This is a genomic window from Nocardioides maradonensis (assembly GCF_054777115.1).
In genome coordinates this window covers 80,663-93,764 of sequence record NZ_BAAHAZ010000017.1, presented here as the reverse complement: position 1 = coordinate 93,764, position 13,102 = coordinate 80,663, and the positions used below count along the sequence as shown (strand labels likewise).

Genomic DNA, 13,102 nt, shown 5'->3' with positions numbered 1-13,102 from the left:
GTGGTGAAACCTGAGCGGGAAGGGAGGGTGAGGTCACCCGACGACGTTCTTGAGAGCTTCGCCGAGAGCGCCGGCCTCCTCGGCGTTCAGCTCGACGACCAGACGGCCGCCACCCTCGAGCGGGACGCGCATGACGATGCCGCGACCTTCCTTGGTGACCTCGAGCGGACCGTCGCCGGTCCGAGGCTTCATCGCCGCCATGCGGCACCCCTTCTTCTCGCTGCAGGTGGGATCGTTCGCCCCCACGCGCGTGGAAGCAGAACCATTATCGCCTATGGGTGTGGTGGCGCACAGCCGAAGGGGGTCACTCGGCGTCGTCGTCGGGCTGCGTGGAGCCCGCGGTGTCACCGCTCATCTCGTGGGCGAGTCGCTCCAGGAGCGCGTCCACCTCCGACATCCGGTAGCCGCGCAACGCCAGCGAGAACCGGACCGTGCGCAGGTCCTCGGCGGCCAGCGGGCGGTCGTCCGGTACGACGGCGTCGGGCCGGTCGTCGTACGCCGGAGCCATCGGGTCGCCGTGCCCCGCGGCCAGCATCGCGATGACGCCCATGACCAGCACGATCATGACCGCGAAGACCCACATCATGGTCTCGCTCACCCCTCCTCCGCCCGTCCGCTCACGCGTGCCGGTCGCGGGCGGCGACCATCAGCGCCACCGCCTCGTCGACGTCGTCGGTCACGGTGAGCATGTCGATGTCGGACTGCTTGATCCGGCCGTCGTCGAGCATGCTGCCGCGCATCCAGTCCAGCAGGCCCGACCAGTAGTCCACGCCCATCAGCACGATCGGGAACTGCGTGATCTTCTTGGTCTGCGCCAGCGTCATCGCCTCGAAGAGCTCGTCGAGGGTGCCGACACCGCCGGGGAGGACGACGTACCCCTGGCTGTACTTGACGAACATCGTCTTGCGCACGAAGAAGTAGCGGAAGTCCAGGCCGAAGGTGACGTACTCGTTCAGGCTGCTCTCGAAGGGCAGCTCGATGCCCAGGCCGATGCTCTCGCCGCCCGCCTCCTTGGCACCCTTGTTGGCCGCCTCCATGGCGCCGGGCCCGCCGCCGGTGATGACCGCGAAGCCGGCCTCGACCAGGGCGGCCCCGATCTTCACGCCGGCCTGGTAGCCGGGGTGCTCCGGAGAGATCCGGGCCGAGCCGAACACCGAGATCGCCGGCCCCAGCTCCGCGAGGTCGTTGAAGCCCTCGACGAACTCGGCCTGGATCTTCAGCACCCGCCAGGGATCGGTGTGCACCCACCCCTCGTCGCCGCGGGTGTCCAGCAGGCGCTGGTCGGAGGAGCTGCCTTCGGGGCGGCCCTTGCTGGGCCGCGGGCCAGGGTTGCTGCGCCGGGTCATCGGGACTCCTCGTCGGTGGACTCAGCGGTCAGCCAAGCACGCAGCGCGTCCTCGCACTGCCGGATGCGGGAGATCAGCACCTTCTCGTCCTTCTTGTGCGCGTACGCCGCGTCGCCGGGACCGTAGTTGACCGCCGGGATGTCGAGCGCGCTGAACCGAGCGACATCGGTCCACCCGAACTTCGGGCTGACCGGCTGGCCGACGGCCTCGACGAACGCCTTGGCGGCGGGGAGCTCGAGGCCCGGCAGGGCGCCCGGGGAGGAGTCGGTGCAGGTGACGTCGTACCCCTCGAAGACCTGCTGCACGTGGGCGAGCGCCTCTGCCTCGGAGAGGTCGGGCGCGAACCGGTAGTTGACGGTGACCACGCACTCGTCGGGGATCACGTTGCCGGCGACACCGCCGCTGATGGCGACCGCGTTGAGGCCCTCGTGGTACTCGAGGCCGTCGATCACGGGGCGACGCGGTTCGTAGGCGTTGAGCGTCGCGAGGATCGGCGCGGCCGCGTGGATCGCGTTGCTGCCGGTCCAGGCGCGCGCCGAGTGGGCGCGCTCCCCCCGGGTCCTGACCTCGACCCGCAGCGTGCCCTGGCACCCGGCCTCGATCTCGGCGCGCGAGGACTCCATGAGGATGGCGAAGTCCGCCTCGAGCAGCTCGGGGTGCTCGGTCGACAGCTTGCCGAGGCCGTTGTGGATCGCGGCGATCTCCTCGGCGTCGTACAGGACGTAGGTGAGGTCGCGGTTGGGATTCGTCAGCTCGGCGGCGAGCTTGATGATGACCGCGTCCCCGCCCTTCATGTCGCTCGCGCCGAGGCCGTGCAGGTACTCGCCGTCGTTGCGGCTGGGCAGGTTGTCGTTGATCGGCACCGTGTCGAGGTGGCCCGCGAGGATCACCCGCTCGGGCCGGCCCAGCCGGGTGCGGGCGACGATGGTGTTGCCGAAGCGCTGCACGTGCAGGTGGTCACGCCCCGCCAGCGCCTCCTCGACCAGGTCGGTGATCCGCTGCTCGTCCAGGCTCACCGACTCGATGTCGACGAGCTGCTCGGTGAGGGAGACGACGTCGGACAGGTCGAGCTGGGGCACACGCACAGTCAAGCACCCCTGGTAAGTAGAACAGGTTCTAGTTAAGGTGCGTGCATGCGCAACGGCATCGTGCTCTTCACCTCCGACCGCGGCATCGCGCCGGCCACCTTGGCGAAGGCCGCCGAGGAGCGCGGCTTCGACACCATCTACGTGCCGGAGCACACGCACATCCCGGTACGCCGCGACGCGCTTCACCCGACCGGCGGTGAGGACCTGCCCGACGACCGCTACCTGCGCACGCTCGACCCGTGGGTGTCGCTGGCGACCTGTGCCGCGGTCACCTCGCGGATCGGGCTCTCCACGGCCGTCGCGCTGCCGGTCGAGTCCGACCCGATCACCCTCGCCAAGGCGATCGCGACCCTCGACCACCTGTCCGGCGGGCGGGTCTCCATCGGCGCCGGCTTCGGCTGGAACACCGACGAGCTCGCGGACCACCACGTCCCGGCGGACCGCCGCCGCACGGTGCTCAAGGAGTACCTCGAGGCGATGCGGGCGCTGTGGACCGAGGAGGAGGCGTCGTACGACGGCGAGTTCGTCTCCTTCGGCCCCAGCTGGGCCTACCCCAAGCCCCCGCAGGGCCGGATCCCCGTCGTCATCGGCGCCGGCGGCGGCCCGCAGACGCTGCGCTGGATCGCCCGGTACGCCGACGGGTGGATGACCACGCCGATCGAGACCGACATCGCCGCGAAGGCCGACGCCCTGCGCAAGGAGTGGGCCGAGGCCGGCCGGGCCGGCACTCCCGACGTACGGATCCTGGTGGCGAAGAAGCCGACGGCCGAAGACTTCGCCGACTGGGCCGCGGCCCAGGCCAGTGAGCTCATCTGGGGCGTCCCGGACGCCGACGAGGCCACCGTGCTCGCCTACCTCGACAAGCTGGCCTCGCGGGTCGCCTCCTAGCGCGAAAGAAGGGTTCCGGCCCGCCGAAAGGAGCCTCCGGGCCCCGCGAATGGGCAGTTGTGTTCCTTCGAGATCGCGATCTCGAAGGAACACAACTGCCCATTCGCGGGGCCGGAGCTGTCCATTCGCGGTCAGAGGGCGCGGAGGAGGGCGGCGGTCGCGGCGGCACCGACGACCACCACCAGGAACGGTGCGCGGAGCACCAGCAGGAGCACGGCGGCACCGAGGCCGGCGAGGCGGGCGTCCAGGACGAGCCGCTGGCCGTCGGCGAGGACCTGGACGGCGATGAGGGCGCCGAGGAGGGCGGGCGGGATCAGGCCGGCCACGCGCTGGGTCGCGGCGTGGGTGAGCAGCCGGTCGGGGACGGACAGGCCGGTGAGCTTGAGGGCGTAGCAGCCCGCGGCCGTGGCGAGGATGCCGATCCAGATCACCGCAGCGCCATCCCCACGAGCACGGCGGCCGCGCCGCCGAGGATGATCGGCAGGCCGGCGGCGGTCAGCGGGACCAGCCCGGTCGCGACCGCGGCACCGACCAGAGCGACGACTCGCTGCGGGACGGCCGTCAGCCGCGGCCAGAGCAGAGCCAGGAAGGCGCCGCCGACCGCCGCGTCCAGCCCGAAGGTGCGCGGGTCGCCGATGGCGGTGCCGGCGAGCGCGCCCACGAGGGTCATCAGGTTCCAGAGAACGAACACCGCAAGGCCGGTCAGCCGGAAGGCCAGCCGTGCGTCGTCCGGATCGCGCTGGCCCAGCGACATCGCGGTCGACTCGTCGATGACCAGCTGTGCGCCGAGCAGCCGTCGCCAGCCCCGCATCCGCAGCGTCGGCGCCAGGCCGATGCCGTAGAAGAGGTTGCGGCTGCCGAGCAGCACCGAGGTGGCCGCCCCCGTCAGCGGTGCACCACCGGCCGCGACCACCCCGACGAACGCGAACTGGGACGCCCCGGTGAAGACCAGCAGCGACAGGGCACACGCCTGCCACACGTCGAGACCAGAGGTGGTCGCGAGGGCGCCGAAGGACACGCCGTACGCGCCCGTCGCCACCCCGACCCCGAGGGAGTCGGCGACCACTGCCCGAGTCATCAGGACCTCACACGCGCGTGACCGAGATCGTCGCCTGCTGGCCGTCGCCGAGGTCCACCGTGGTGCCGTCGACGCCACCATCCTCGTGGTGGATGTAGATCTGGGTGGCCAGCGTCTCGGCACCGATCATCCGCGAATGCGCCCAGGCGGCAGCGCGTACGGCGGAGGTCCCGGTCAGACGCAGGTCGATGCGGTCGGTGACCTCGAGCCCGGTGTCGCGGCGCTCCTGCTGGACCGCCCGGATGAGGTCGCGGGCCAGGCCCTCCTCGGCGAGCTCCGGCGTCACGACGGTGTCGAGCACGACGAAGCCGCCGCCCGGCAGCATCGCGGTCGCGACACCCTCGGCGGCCTCGCCGACGACCGTCTCGAGGGTGTACTCGCCCTCGACCAGCGCCAGGCCGCCCGCGGTCACGGTGCCGTCGGCCGCGACCGACCAGTCGCCGGACTTGGAGCCCTTGATCGTCAGCTGCACGTCCTTGCCCAGGCGCGGGCCGGCCGCGCGGGCGTTGACGGTGAGCTTCTGCTCGACGCCGTAGCCGGCCGCCTCGTCGGAGTCGGCCGCGACGAGGCGAACCGACTTGAGGTTCATCTCGTCCGCGATGATCGCCGTGAACGGCTCCAGCCCGGCCACGTCGTCGACGACCACGGTGAGGCCGGCCAGCGGCAGCCGGTTGCGGAGCTTCGCGGCCTTGCGCAGCGCCGAGGTCGAGGAGCAGACCTCGCGGACCTCGTCCATCGCCGCCACCAGGGCGTCGTCGGCCGGCAGCGTCGAGACATCCGGCCAGTCGGCCAGGTGCACCGAGCGACCGCCGGTGAGACCACGCCAGATCTCCTCCGAGACCAGCGGGAGCAGCGGCGCCACGGTCCGGCAGACCACGTCGAGGACCGCGGCGAGGGTCTCGAAGGCCTCGGCCTTGCCCTCCCAGAACCGCTCGCGGGAACGGCGGACGTACCAGTTGGTCAGCACGTCGATGAAGGTCCGCGTCGTCTCGCACGCGTCGGCGACGGCGTAGTCGTCGAGCTCGGCGGTGAGCTTCTCGACGTACTGCCGCGTCTTGGCGAGCAGGTAGCGGTCCAGCGGGTCGGTGGAGTCGGTGCGGCCCGTGGCCGTGTAGCCCTCGGCGTTGGCGTAGAGCGCGAAGAAGTACCAGGTGTTCCAGAGCGGGATCATCACCTGGCGCACGGCGTCCCGGATGCCCTGCTCGGTGACGACCAGGTTGCCGCCGCGCAGGATCGGCGAGGCCATGAGGAACCAGCGCATCGCGTCGGCGCCGTCGCGGTCGAAGACCTCGGCGACGTCGGGGTAGTTGCGCAGCGACTTCGACATCTTGTTGCCGTCGGAACCGAGCACGATGCCGTGGCTGATGCAGGACTGGAACGCCGGCTTGTCGAAGAGTGCGGTCGCCAGGATGTGCAGCGTGTAGAACCAGCCGCGCGTCTGGCCGATGTACTCGACGATGAAGTCGGCCGGGAAGTGGTGCTCGAACCAGCCCTTGGCCTCGAACGGGTAGTGCACCTGGGCGAACGACATCGAGCCCGAGTCGAACCACACGTCGAGCACGTCCGTGACGCGGCGCATCGTCGACTTCCCGGTCGGGTCGTCCGGGTTGGGTCGGGTCAGCTCGTCGACCCACGGCCGGTGCAGGTCCGGCTCGCCCTGCTTGTTCACCGGCAGCCGGCCGAAGTCGCGCTCGATCTCCTCGAACGAGCCGTAGACGTCGATGCGCGGGTACGCCTCGTCGTCGGACTTCCACACCGGCACCGGCGAGCCCCAGAACCGGTTGCGGGTGATCGACCAGTCGCGGGCGTTGGCCACCCACTTGCCGAACTGGCCGTCCTTGATGTGCTCGGGGACCCACCGGATCTCCTGGTTGAGCTCGCCCATCCGGTCCTTGAACTTGGTGACCTCGACGAACCAGCTGCTCACGCCCTTGTAGATGAGCGGCTGCCGGCAGCGCCAGCAGTGCGGGTAGGAGTGGTCGTAGGTCTCGCGACGCAGCAGGACCGTGCCGGGCGTGACCGAGCCGCCGTGGCTCTTGAGGTCGTCGATGATGTGCAGGTTCGCGTCGAAGACCTGCATGCCGGCGTACTCGTCGACGGGGGCGGTGAACCGGCCGTCCTTGCCGACCGGCATGACCGGCGCGATGCCCTCGCGGTCGGTGACCTCCTTGTCGACCTCACCGAAGGCGCCCGCCGAGTGGACGAGCCCGGTGCCGTCCGTCGTGGTGACGGCGTCGTCGGCCGGCACCACGCGGAAGGCGTTCTCGTGGCCCTCGTAGTAGGAGAACGGCGGCGTGTAGGTGAGCCCGAGCAGGTCGGCGCCCGTGCCGCGCCACACCACGTTCGGCTCCTCGCCCAGCTCGCGGGAGTACGCCGGGAGCCGCGCCTCGGCCAGCAGGTAGCGGACGCCGTAGTCCTCGACCGCGACGTAGTCGATCTCGGAGCCGACCATGACCGCGAGGTTGCTCGGCAGCGTCCACGGCGTGGTCGTCCAGATCAGCAGCTTGGCGCCCTGCAGCTCGCCGGGCGTGGTGATCTCGAAGCCCACCGTGACCGCGGGGTCCTGACGCATCTTGTAGACGTCGTCGTCCATCCGCAGCTCGTGGTTGGACAGCGGCGTCTCGTCCTGCCAGCAGTACGGCAGGACCCGGAAGCCCTCGTAGACCAGGCCCTTGTCGTACAGGCTCTTGAACGCCCACAGCACCGACTCCATGAACGTGGGGTTCATGGTTTTGTAGTCGTTGTCGAAGTCGACCCAGCGCGCCTGCCGGGTGACGTAGGCGCGCCACTCGTCGGCGTACTTCAGGACCGACGCGCGGCAGGCGTCGTTGAACCGGTCGATGCCCATCTCGACGATCTCGTCGGTGGTCTTGATGCCGTTGAGGCGCATTGCCTCGAGCTCGGCGGGCAGGCCGTGGGTGTCCCAGCCGAAGCGGCGCTCGACGCGCTTGCCGCGCATCGTCTGGTAGCGCGGCACGATGTCCTTGACGTAGCCGGTCAGCAGGTGGCCGTAGTGCGGGAGGCCGTTGGCGAACGGCGGGCCGTCGTAGAAGACGAACTCGTTCGCGCCGTCGGCGCCAGGGTCGCGCTGCTCGACCGACGCGCGGAAGGTGTCGTCCTCGGCCCAGTAGGCGAGCACGCGCTCCTCGATCTCGGGGAACTTCGGGCTGCTCGGCACGGTCGTGGTCGAGTCGGTGCTGACCTTCGGGTAGGTCATCGGGGCTCCTGCGGTCGGTCCGGTCCTGGCTGCCAGGGAGACTCTCGCCTCGGTACCACCTGGCTTGCCGACCTGCGTCGACCACTCATTCACGGCTGTGACGGGCCTACCCGCGGGGTTCTACTTGCTCGAGAGCTTTCTTCCCCGGGCTCGCCGCTGATGACGGCTCCAACGCCTGTGAGGCAGAGTTTAGGACATGGCTGACATGTGGACCGACTCGGAGAACGATCCCCGCACCTCGGACAACCCGAAGGGCGAGCTCGCGACCTACCGGGAGTACCTGACGAACTACCGGCTCACGCTCGCGATGAAGTGCGAGGAGCTGAGTCCCGAGCAGCTCGCGACGCGGTCGGTGCCGCCGAGCTCGATGAGCCTGCTGGGCATGATCCGGCACATGGCGAAGGTGGAGAACAGCTGGTTCCAGCGGGCGCTCCAGGGCAACCTCGACCAGCCGCGGCTGTTCGACCCCGAGCGCCGCGACCTCGACTGGGACGAGGCCGTCGGCACCAAGGAGTGCGTCGAGGAGGCCATCGAGGTCTGGGAGCGCGAGATCGGGAAGGCCGACGCCTACCTGGACACGCTCACCGACGACCGGCTCGGCGACGAGGTCGTCTACAACGCCGACGGCCAGACCGCGAGCATCCGCGACATCGTGGTGCACATGATCGAGGAGTACGCACGGCATTGTGGCCATGCCGACCTGCTGCGCGAGTGCATCGACGGCCGGGTCGGGCAGTAACCGACGGACCCGCGAGGATGGCGGGGTGACCTTCCTCCTCGACAGCGCCGTCGCGGCAGAGCCCGTCGGTGACGGCCGGTACGCCGTCCGGCTCACCACCGACTGGAACACGGCCAACCGGACGCCCAACGGCGGCTACATCCTGGCCGTGCTCCAGCACGCCACGATGCTCGACGCGACCCACCCCGACCCGCTCACCATCGCCGTCACCTACTTCCGCCCGGCCCAGGCGGGACCGGCCGAGGTGCAGGTGCGGCAGGTCCGGGCGGGTCGCCGGGTCTCGACGTACGACGCCCTGCTGACCCAGGACGGCCGGGAGATCGCGCACGCGGTCGTCAGCGCCCACGACTGGGACAAGGCCGGCACCGTCGAGCACGTCCCGCACGCGGCTCCCGCGATGCCGCGGCCCGAGGCGTGCGCCGACCTCAGCACGGTGATCCCCCTCGGCACGGCCCCCATCCTCGAGCGCTACACCTACCGCGCCGCCGCGATCCCGGGCTGGATGGAGGGGCACCCGAGCGGCACCACCGAGTCGCTGTGCTGGATCGGCGCGACCGACGGTCGGCCGGTGGACGCCCTGCTCGCCGGAGCCATGACCGACGCCTTCCCGCCCGTGACCGCGGAGATCGGGCACCTCGCCTCGGCGACGATCCAGCTCACCGTCCACTACCGCCGCCGGCCGGAGACCAGGTGGGCGCTCGGCCACGTCACGACCCGCCACGTCATCGCGGGCTACCACGACGAGGACTGCGAGCTGTGGGACGAGCAGGGACGCCTCATCGCCCAGAGCCGGCAGTTGGCGATCCTGGCCGAGTGAACCCCGTCTAGACTCCCCTCACGTGACCCGCTCCGCCTGGGCCTTCGGCCTGACGACGTACGACGCCAACGGAACCGTCCTCGACACCTGGTTCCCCTCCCCCGCGCTCGGCGCGACGCCGGCCGACGCGACCGCGCCCGCCGACCTCACCGCGCTCGAGGGCGCCGACGACGTCCGCGGGGTGACCACCAAGGTCAACCTGGTCGAGATCGCCGACCTCGACGCCGCCCCGACCTCGACCGAGGACGTCTGGCTGCGGCTCCACCTGCTCTCGAGCCGGCTGGTCCAGCCGCACGGCCTGAGCCTGGACGGCCAGTTCGGCTTCCTCGCCAACGTCGTGTGGACCTCCGCTGGCCCGTGCGCGGTCGACGGCTTCGAGGCCACCCGCGCCCGGCTGCGGGCAGCCGGCCAGCACGTCACCGTGCACGGCGTCGACAAGTTCCCGCGGATGGTCGACTACGTGCTGCCCACCGGTGTCCGGATCGCCGACGCCGACCGGGTCCGCCTCGGCGCACACCTGGCCGAGGGCACCACCGTCATGCACGAGGGCTTCGTGAACTTCAACGCGGGCACGCTCGGCACCTCCATGGTCGAGGGCCGGATCTCGGCCGGCGTCGTGGTCGGGGACGGCTCCGACATCGGCGGCGGCGCCTCGATCATGGGCACCCTGTCCGGCGGCGGCAAGCAGGTCATCGCGGTCGGCCGGCGCTGCCTGCTCGGCGCCAACTCGGGCCTGGGCATCTCGCTCGGCGACGACTGCGTCGTCGAGGCGGGCTGCTACGTCACGGCGGGCACGAAGGTGACCGTCCTGGAGCCCGGCAAGGAGCCACGCACCGCCAAGGCGCTGGAGCTCTCCGGCGCCAGCAACGTGCTGTTCCGGCGCAACTCGCTGACCGGTGCGGTCGAGGCCGTTCCGTGGCAGGGCGAGGGCATCGCCCTGAACGCCGCGCTGCACGCGAACTGACCTTCACCACCCGCACCCCAGACTGGATCCGTGTCGAAGCGCCTGTTCTCCATCCTCTTCGGCCTCGCGGTGCTCGCCGTGATCGCCGGGGTGGGGATCGGGGTGCTGCGCGCGACCAACAACCTGGGCTTCGGTCCGACGGGTGACTGCACCGCGACCGTCAACGGCCACACCGTCGAGATCGACCGCGACCAGGCGGAGAACGCCACGTTGATCGCGTCGGTGGCGATCCGGCGCGGGCTCCCCGCCCGCGCGACGTCGATCGCGCTCGCGACCGCGATGCAGGAGTCGAAGCTGCGCAACATCGGCGGTGGCGACCGCGACTCCGTCGGCCTGTTCCAGCAGCGGCCCTCCCAGGGCTGGGGCACCCGCGCTCAGCTGATGGACCGCGTGTACGCCACGAACGCGTTCTTCGACGCCCTCGTCAAGGTGGACGGCTACGAGTCGATGGAGATCACGGTCGCGGCCCAGAAGGTGCAGCGCTCGGCGTACCCCAGTGCCTACGCGGCCCACGAGGAGGACGCCCGCGCGCTGGCCTCGGCGCTCACCGGCTACTCGCCCGCCACGTTCAGCTGCGACCTGTCCGGCGGCGCGCCGTCCACCGACGCGGTGCTGACCTCGAGCGGGCTGAGCGGCCGCGCCTCGGCCGTCCGCGAGGACCTGCGCACCCGCTTCGGCTTCCTGCCGATCCACCGCGCCGGCCGGTCCGGTACGACGCTGCGGGTCGACGTCTCCGCGCAGGCGGACCCGCAGACCTACGGCTGGGCACTCGCCCAGTACCTCGCGGGCAACGCCGGCCGGCTGCAGATCCGCACCATCGACTTCGCCGGGCAGGAGTGGCGCGCGGGCCGCAGCGGCTGGCAGCCCGCCACCGCCTCGTCGCACGAGGTGCGGGTCGAGGTCTTCGGCTGACCTCCGGTCGCGCCGCGTGTCCACCCGCACCGGCCCGCCGCGATGCGGCAGGCTTTTGCCCATGTTCTCGCGGATCCGGACCCTGCTCGCTGCCTGCATCGCACCGGTCGTCCTCGTGCTGGCGTGCCTCAGCACCCCCGCGCCGGCCGGGGCCGCAACGACGACCGCTCCGTGGTGCTGGCGGCACAGCCACCGCTGCTTCGCCGCGATGACGGTCAACATCACGACCGGCCACGCGTTCGTCGTCACCGATCGCGCGACCAAGCGGGGCGCCATCCACGACGCGTGGGCCCGCTGCCAGGCACGGCCGGCCGCGACCTCGTGCCGCCACGCCGGCTGGGTGACCAACGGCTACCTCGCCGTGGTCTACCGCGCGGTGAACGGCAAGGGCCAGGAGTGGGCATCGGCGATCGCGTACAGCCAGGCGGCCGCCCGGCTGCGCGCCCACAACCGGCTCACCGGCAGGGGGACCCGACAGGCGTGGGGCTGGATCGGCACGACCCGCGCCCACCGCTACACCACCAACGGCGGGATCCGCCGCGGCTCCATGTGATGCCGATCAGGCAGAGGTGAGCCGCGCGACCGCAGCGTCGATGCGCTCGTCGGTCGCGGTGATGGCGATCCGGACGTGCTGGCGGCCGGCAACGCCGTAGAAGTCCCCCGGAGCGGCCAGGATGCCGAGGTCGGCCAGGTCCGCCACGGTCGTCCAGCAGTCCTCCCCGCGCGTGGACCACAGGTAGAGGGCCGCCTCGGAGTGGTCGACGGTGAAGCCCGCCGACTCGAGCGCGGCCTTGAGGCGGGCTCGCCGGGCGGCGTACCGCGCGTGCTGCTCGGCCGCGTGCGCGTCGTCGGCGTACACCGCGGTCATGACCTGCTGGACCGGGCCCGGCACGATCAGGCCGAGGTTCTTGCGCACCGCGAGCAGCTCGCCGACCAGGGCCGCGTCACCGGCCACGAAGCCGGCGCGGTAGCCGGCCAGGTTGGAGCGCTTCGAGAGCGAGTGGACGACGAGGATGCCGTCAGCGCTCCCCCCGGAGACCGAGGGGTGCAGCACGGAGACGGCCTCGCCCTCCCACACGCAGTCCAGGTAGCACTCGTCGGAGACCAGGATGACGCCGCGCTCGCGGCACCAGTCGACGACCTTCTTCAGGTGCTCGGGCGGCAGCACCCGGCCGGTCGGGTTCGAGGGGCTGTTGAGCCAGAAGACCTTCGGCGTCTGCGGACCGAAGGTCGTCAGCGCGTCGGTCGCCACCGGAGTCGCGCCGGCCAGCACCGCGCCGACCTCGTACGTCGGGTACGCCGCCTCGGGGAACCCGACCAGGTCACCCGGGCCGACGCCCAGGTGCAGCGCCAGCTGGGCGATGAGCTCCTTGGTGCCGACGACCGGCAGCACCTGGTCCAGGCCGAGGCCGGTCACGCCGTGGACGCGGGCGAACCAGTCGCTGATCGCCTGGCGCGTCTCGGGCAGGCCGATGGTCGTCGGGTAGCCCGGCCAGTCGGCGGCCGCGACCAGCGCGTCGCGCGCGACCTGCGGCGTCGGGTCGACAGGCGTGCCGATCGAGAGGTCGACGATGCCGTCGGCATGGGCACGGGCCCGCTCGGCGTACGGAGCGAGCTTGTCCCAGGGGAAGTCGGGCAACCGGCCCGAGACCCGCGAGGTCTCGACGCGCTGCACCACCAGGGGACTCAGTGGTCCTGGTTCTGCGGGCCGAGAGCGGCGACGAACTCGGCGTCCTTGTCGATCTCGCCCATCTTGGCGGCACCGCCCGGCGAGCCGAGGTCGTCGAAGAACTTCACGTTCGCGTCGTAGTAGTCCTTCCACTCCTCCGGGACGTCGTCCTCGTAGAAGATCGCCTCGACCGGGCAGACCGGCTCGCAGGCGCCACAGTCGACGCACTCGTCAGGGTGGATGTAGAGCATCCGCTTGCCCTCGTAGATGCAGTCGACGGGGCACTCGTCGACGCACGCACGGTCCTTGACGTCAACGCACGGCTGGGAGATGACGTAGGTCATCGACTTCCTCCTGGGACTGCAACGACTGAGGGTTCACGAA

General features: G+C 71.0%; 15 protein-coding genes. 6 read left to right on the top strand and 9 right to left on the bottom strand.

The features are described from left to right. Window positions 1-33 precede the first annotated feature (33 nt). The 4 genes from ACYVAQ_RS18720 to dapE all read right to left on the bottom strand — a co-directional run bounded on the left by ACYVAQ_RS18720 (window position 34) and on the right by dapE (window position 2,425). Window positions 34-201, bottom strand: a complete 168-nt coding sequence (locus tag ACYVAQ_RS18720) for a DUF3117 domain-containing protein (protein ID WP_136594384.1) — start codon at window positions 199-201, stop codon at window positions 34-36. A gap of 103 nt (window positions 202-304) precedes the next feature. Then, a complete protein-coding gene (locus ACYVAQ_RS18715) occupies window positions 305-598 on the bottom strand; it encodes a DivIVA domain-containing protein (RefSeq protein ID WP_460791973.1) in 294 nt (97 codons plus the stop codon). Window positions 599-617: 19 nt separating this feature from the next. Beyond that, window positions 618-1,346: an LOG family protein gene (locus ACYVAQ_RS18710; protein ID WP_460791972.1), complete on the bottom strand. Its 729-nt coding sequence runs from the start codon at window positions 1,344-1,346 to the stop codon at window positions 618-620. Beyond that, window positions 1,343-2,425: a succinyl-diaminopimelate desuccinylase gene (gene dapE, locus ACYVAQ_RS18705; protein WP_460791971.1), complete on the bottom strand. Its 1,083-nt coding sequence runs from the start codon at window positions 2,423-2,425 to the stop codon at window positions 1,343-1,345. The genes ACYVAQ_RS18710 and dapE overlap by 4 nt, the downstream gene beginning before the upstream one ends. A 54-nt stretch (window positions 2,426-2,479) precedes the next feature. On the opposite strand from dapE, the gene ACYVAQ_RS18700 reads away from it, so the two are divergent. Beyond that, a complete protein-coding gene (locus tag ACYVAQ_RS18700; protein WP_460791970.1) occupies window positions 2,480-3,322 on the top strand; it encodes an LLM class F420-dependent oxidoreductase in 843 nt (280 codons plus the stop codon). Window positions 3,323-3,453: 131 nt separating this feature from the next. Here the strand turns inward: ACYVAQ_RS18700 and ACYVAQ_RS18695 are convergent, their stop codons facing one another. The 3 genes from ACYVAQ_RS18695 to ileS are packed head-to-tail and all read right to left on the bottom strand — an operon-like array spanning window position 3,454 to window position 7,617. Continuing rightward, a complete protein-coding gene (locus ACYVAQ_RS18695; RefSeq protein ID WP_460791969.1) occupies window positions 3,454-3,753 on the bottom strand; it encodes an AzlD domain-containing protein in 300 nt (99 codons plus the stop codon). Beyond that, window positions 3,750-4,400: an AzlC family ABC transporter permease gene (locus ACYVAQ_RS18690; protein WP_460791967.1), complete on the bottom strand. Its 651-nt coding sequence runs from the start codon at window positions 4,398-4,400 to the stop codon at window positions 3,750-3,752. The genes ACYVAQ_RS18695 and ACYVAQ_RS18690 overlap by 4 nt, the downstream gene beginning before the upstream one ends. Window positions 4,401-4,407: 7 nt before the next feature. Further along, complete coding sequence (ileS, locus tag ACYVAQ_RS18685) at window positions 4,408-7,617, bottom strand: isoleucine--tRNA ligase (RefSeq protein ID WP_460791966.1); 3,210 nt, start codon at window positions 7,615-7,617, stop codon at window positions 4,408-4,410. Window positions 7,618-7,813: 196 nt separating this feature from the next. Between ileS and ACYVAQ_RS18680 the strand changes: the two genes are divergently transcribed. From ACYVAQ_RS18680 to ACYVAQ_RS18660, 5 genes are all read left to right on the top strand, one after another. After that, a complete protein-coding gene (locus tag ACYVAQ_RS18680) occupies window positions 7,814-8,356 on the top strand; it encodes a DinB family protein (protein WP_460791965.1) in 543 nt (180 codons plus the stop codon). A 25-nt stretch (window positions 8,357-8,381) separates the two neighbouring features. After that, entirely contained in the window at window positions 8,382-9,173 is a 792-nt protein-coding gene (locus tag ACYVAQ_RS18675; protein ID WP_460791964.1) for a thioesterase family protein, read from the top strand. A gap of 22 nt (window positions 9,174-9,195) precedes the next feature. After that, window positions 9,196-10,137 carry a 2,3,4,5-tetrahydropyridine-2,6-dicarboxylate N-succinyltransferase gene (gene dapD, locus ACYVAQ_RS18670; protein WP_460791963.1) on the top strand — a complete coding sequence of 314 codons (942 nt, stop codon included), beginning with the start codon at window positions 9,196-9,198 and terminating at the stop codon, window positions 10,135-10,137. Window positions 10,138-10,167: 30 nt separating this feature from the next. After that, window positions 10,168-11,049, top strand: coding sequence for a hypothetical protein (locus ACYVAQ_RS18665; RefSeq protein WP_460791962.1), 882 nt, complete (start codon window positions 10,168-10,170; stop codon window positions 11,047-11,049). Between the two features lie 61 nt (window positions 11,050-11,110). Next, on the top strand, window positions 11,111-11,602 hold the full coding sequence (locus ACYVAQ_RS18660) for a hypothetical protein (RefSeq protein WP_460791961.1): 492 nt from the start codon (window positions 11,111-11,113) through the stop codon (window positions 11,600-11,602). A gap of 6 nt (window positions 11,603-11,608) precedes the next feature. On the opposite strand, the gene dapC is transcribed toward ACYVAQ_RS18660, so the two are convergent. Then, window positions 11,609-12,727: a succinyldiaminopimelate transaminase gene (gene dapC / locus ACYVAQ_RS18655; RefSeq protein ID WP_460791959.1), complete on the bottom strand. Its 1,119-nt coding sequence runs from the start codon at window positions 12,725-12,727 to the stop codon at window positions 11,609-11,611. Window positions 12,728-12,735: 8 nt separating this feature from the next. After that, a complete protein-coding gene (gene fdxA / locus ACYVAQ_RS18650; protein WP_460791957.1) occupies window positions 12,736-13,062 on the bottom strand; it encodes a ferredoxin in 327 nt (108 codons plus the stop codon). Between the last annotated feature and the right edge of the window lie 40 nt (window positions 13,063-13,102).

What these genes read in the sequence shown, in the direction of transcription:
- ACYVAQ_RS18720 (WP_136594384.1), bottom strand. Translation starts at nt 201, where the DNA reads ATGGCGGCGATGAAGCCTCGGACCGGCGACGGTCCGCTCGAGGTCACC.
- ACYVAQ_RS18710 (WP_460791972.1), bottom strand. Translation starts at nt 1,346, where the DNA reads ATGACCCGGCGCAGCAACCCTGGCCCGCGGCCCAGCAAGGGCCGCCCC.
- ACYVAQ_RS18700 (WP_460791970.1), top strand. Translation starts at nt 2,480, where the DNA reads ATGCGCAACGGCATCGTGCTCTTCACCTCCGACCGCGGCATCGCGCCG.
- ACYVAQ_RS18690 (WP_460791967.1), bottom strand. Translation starts at nt 4,400, where the DNA reads ATGACTCGGGCAGTGGTCGCCGACTCCCTCGGGGTCGGGGTGGCGACG.
- ileS (WP_460791966.1), bottom strand. Translation starts at nt 7,617, where the DNA reads ATGACCTACCCGAAGGTCAGCACCGACTCGACCACGACCGTGCCGAGC.
- ACYVAQ_RS18680 (WP_460791965.1), top strand. Translation starts at nt 7,814, where the DNA reads ATGGCTGACATGTGGACCGACTCGGAGAACGATCCCCGCACCTCGGAC.
- ACYVAQ_RS18660 (WP_460791961.1), top strand. Translation starts at nt 11,111, where the DNA reads ATGTTCTCGCGGATCCGGACCCTGCTCGCTGCCTGCATCGCACCGGTC.
- fdxA (WP_460791957.1), bottom strand. Translation starts at nt 13,062, where the DNA reads ATGACCTACGTCATCTCCCAGCCGTGCGTTGACGTCAAGGACCGTGCG.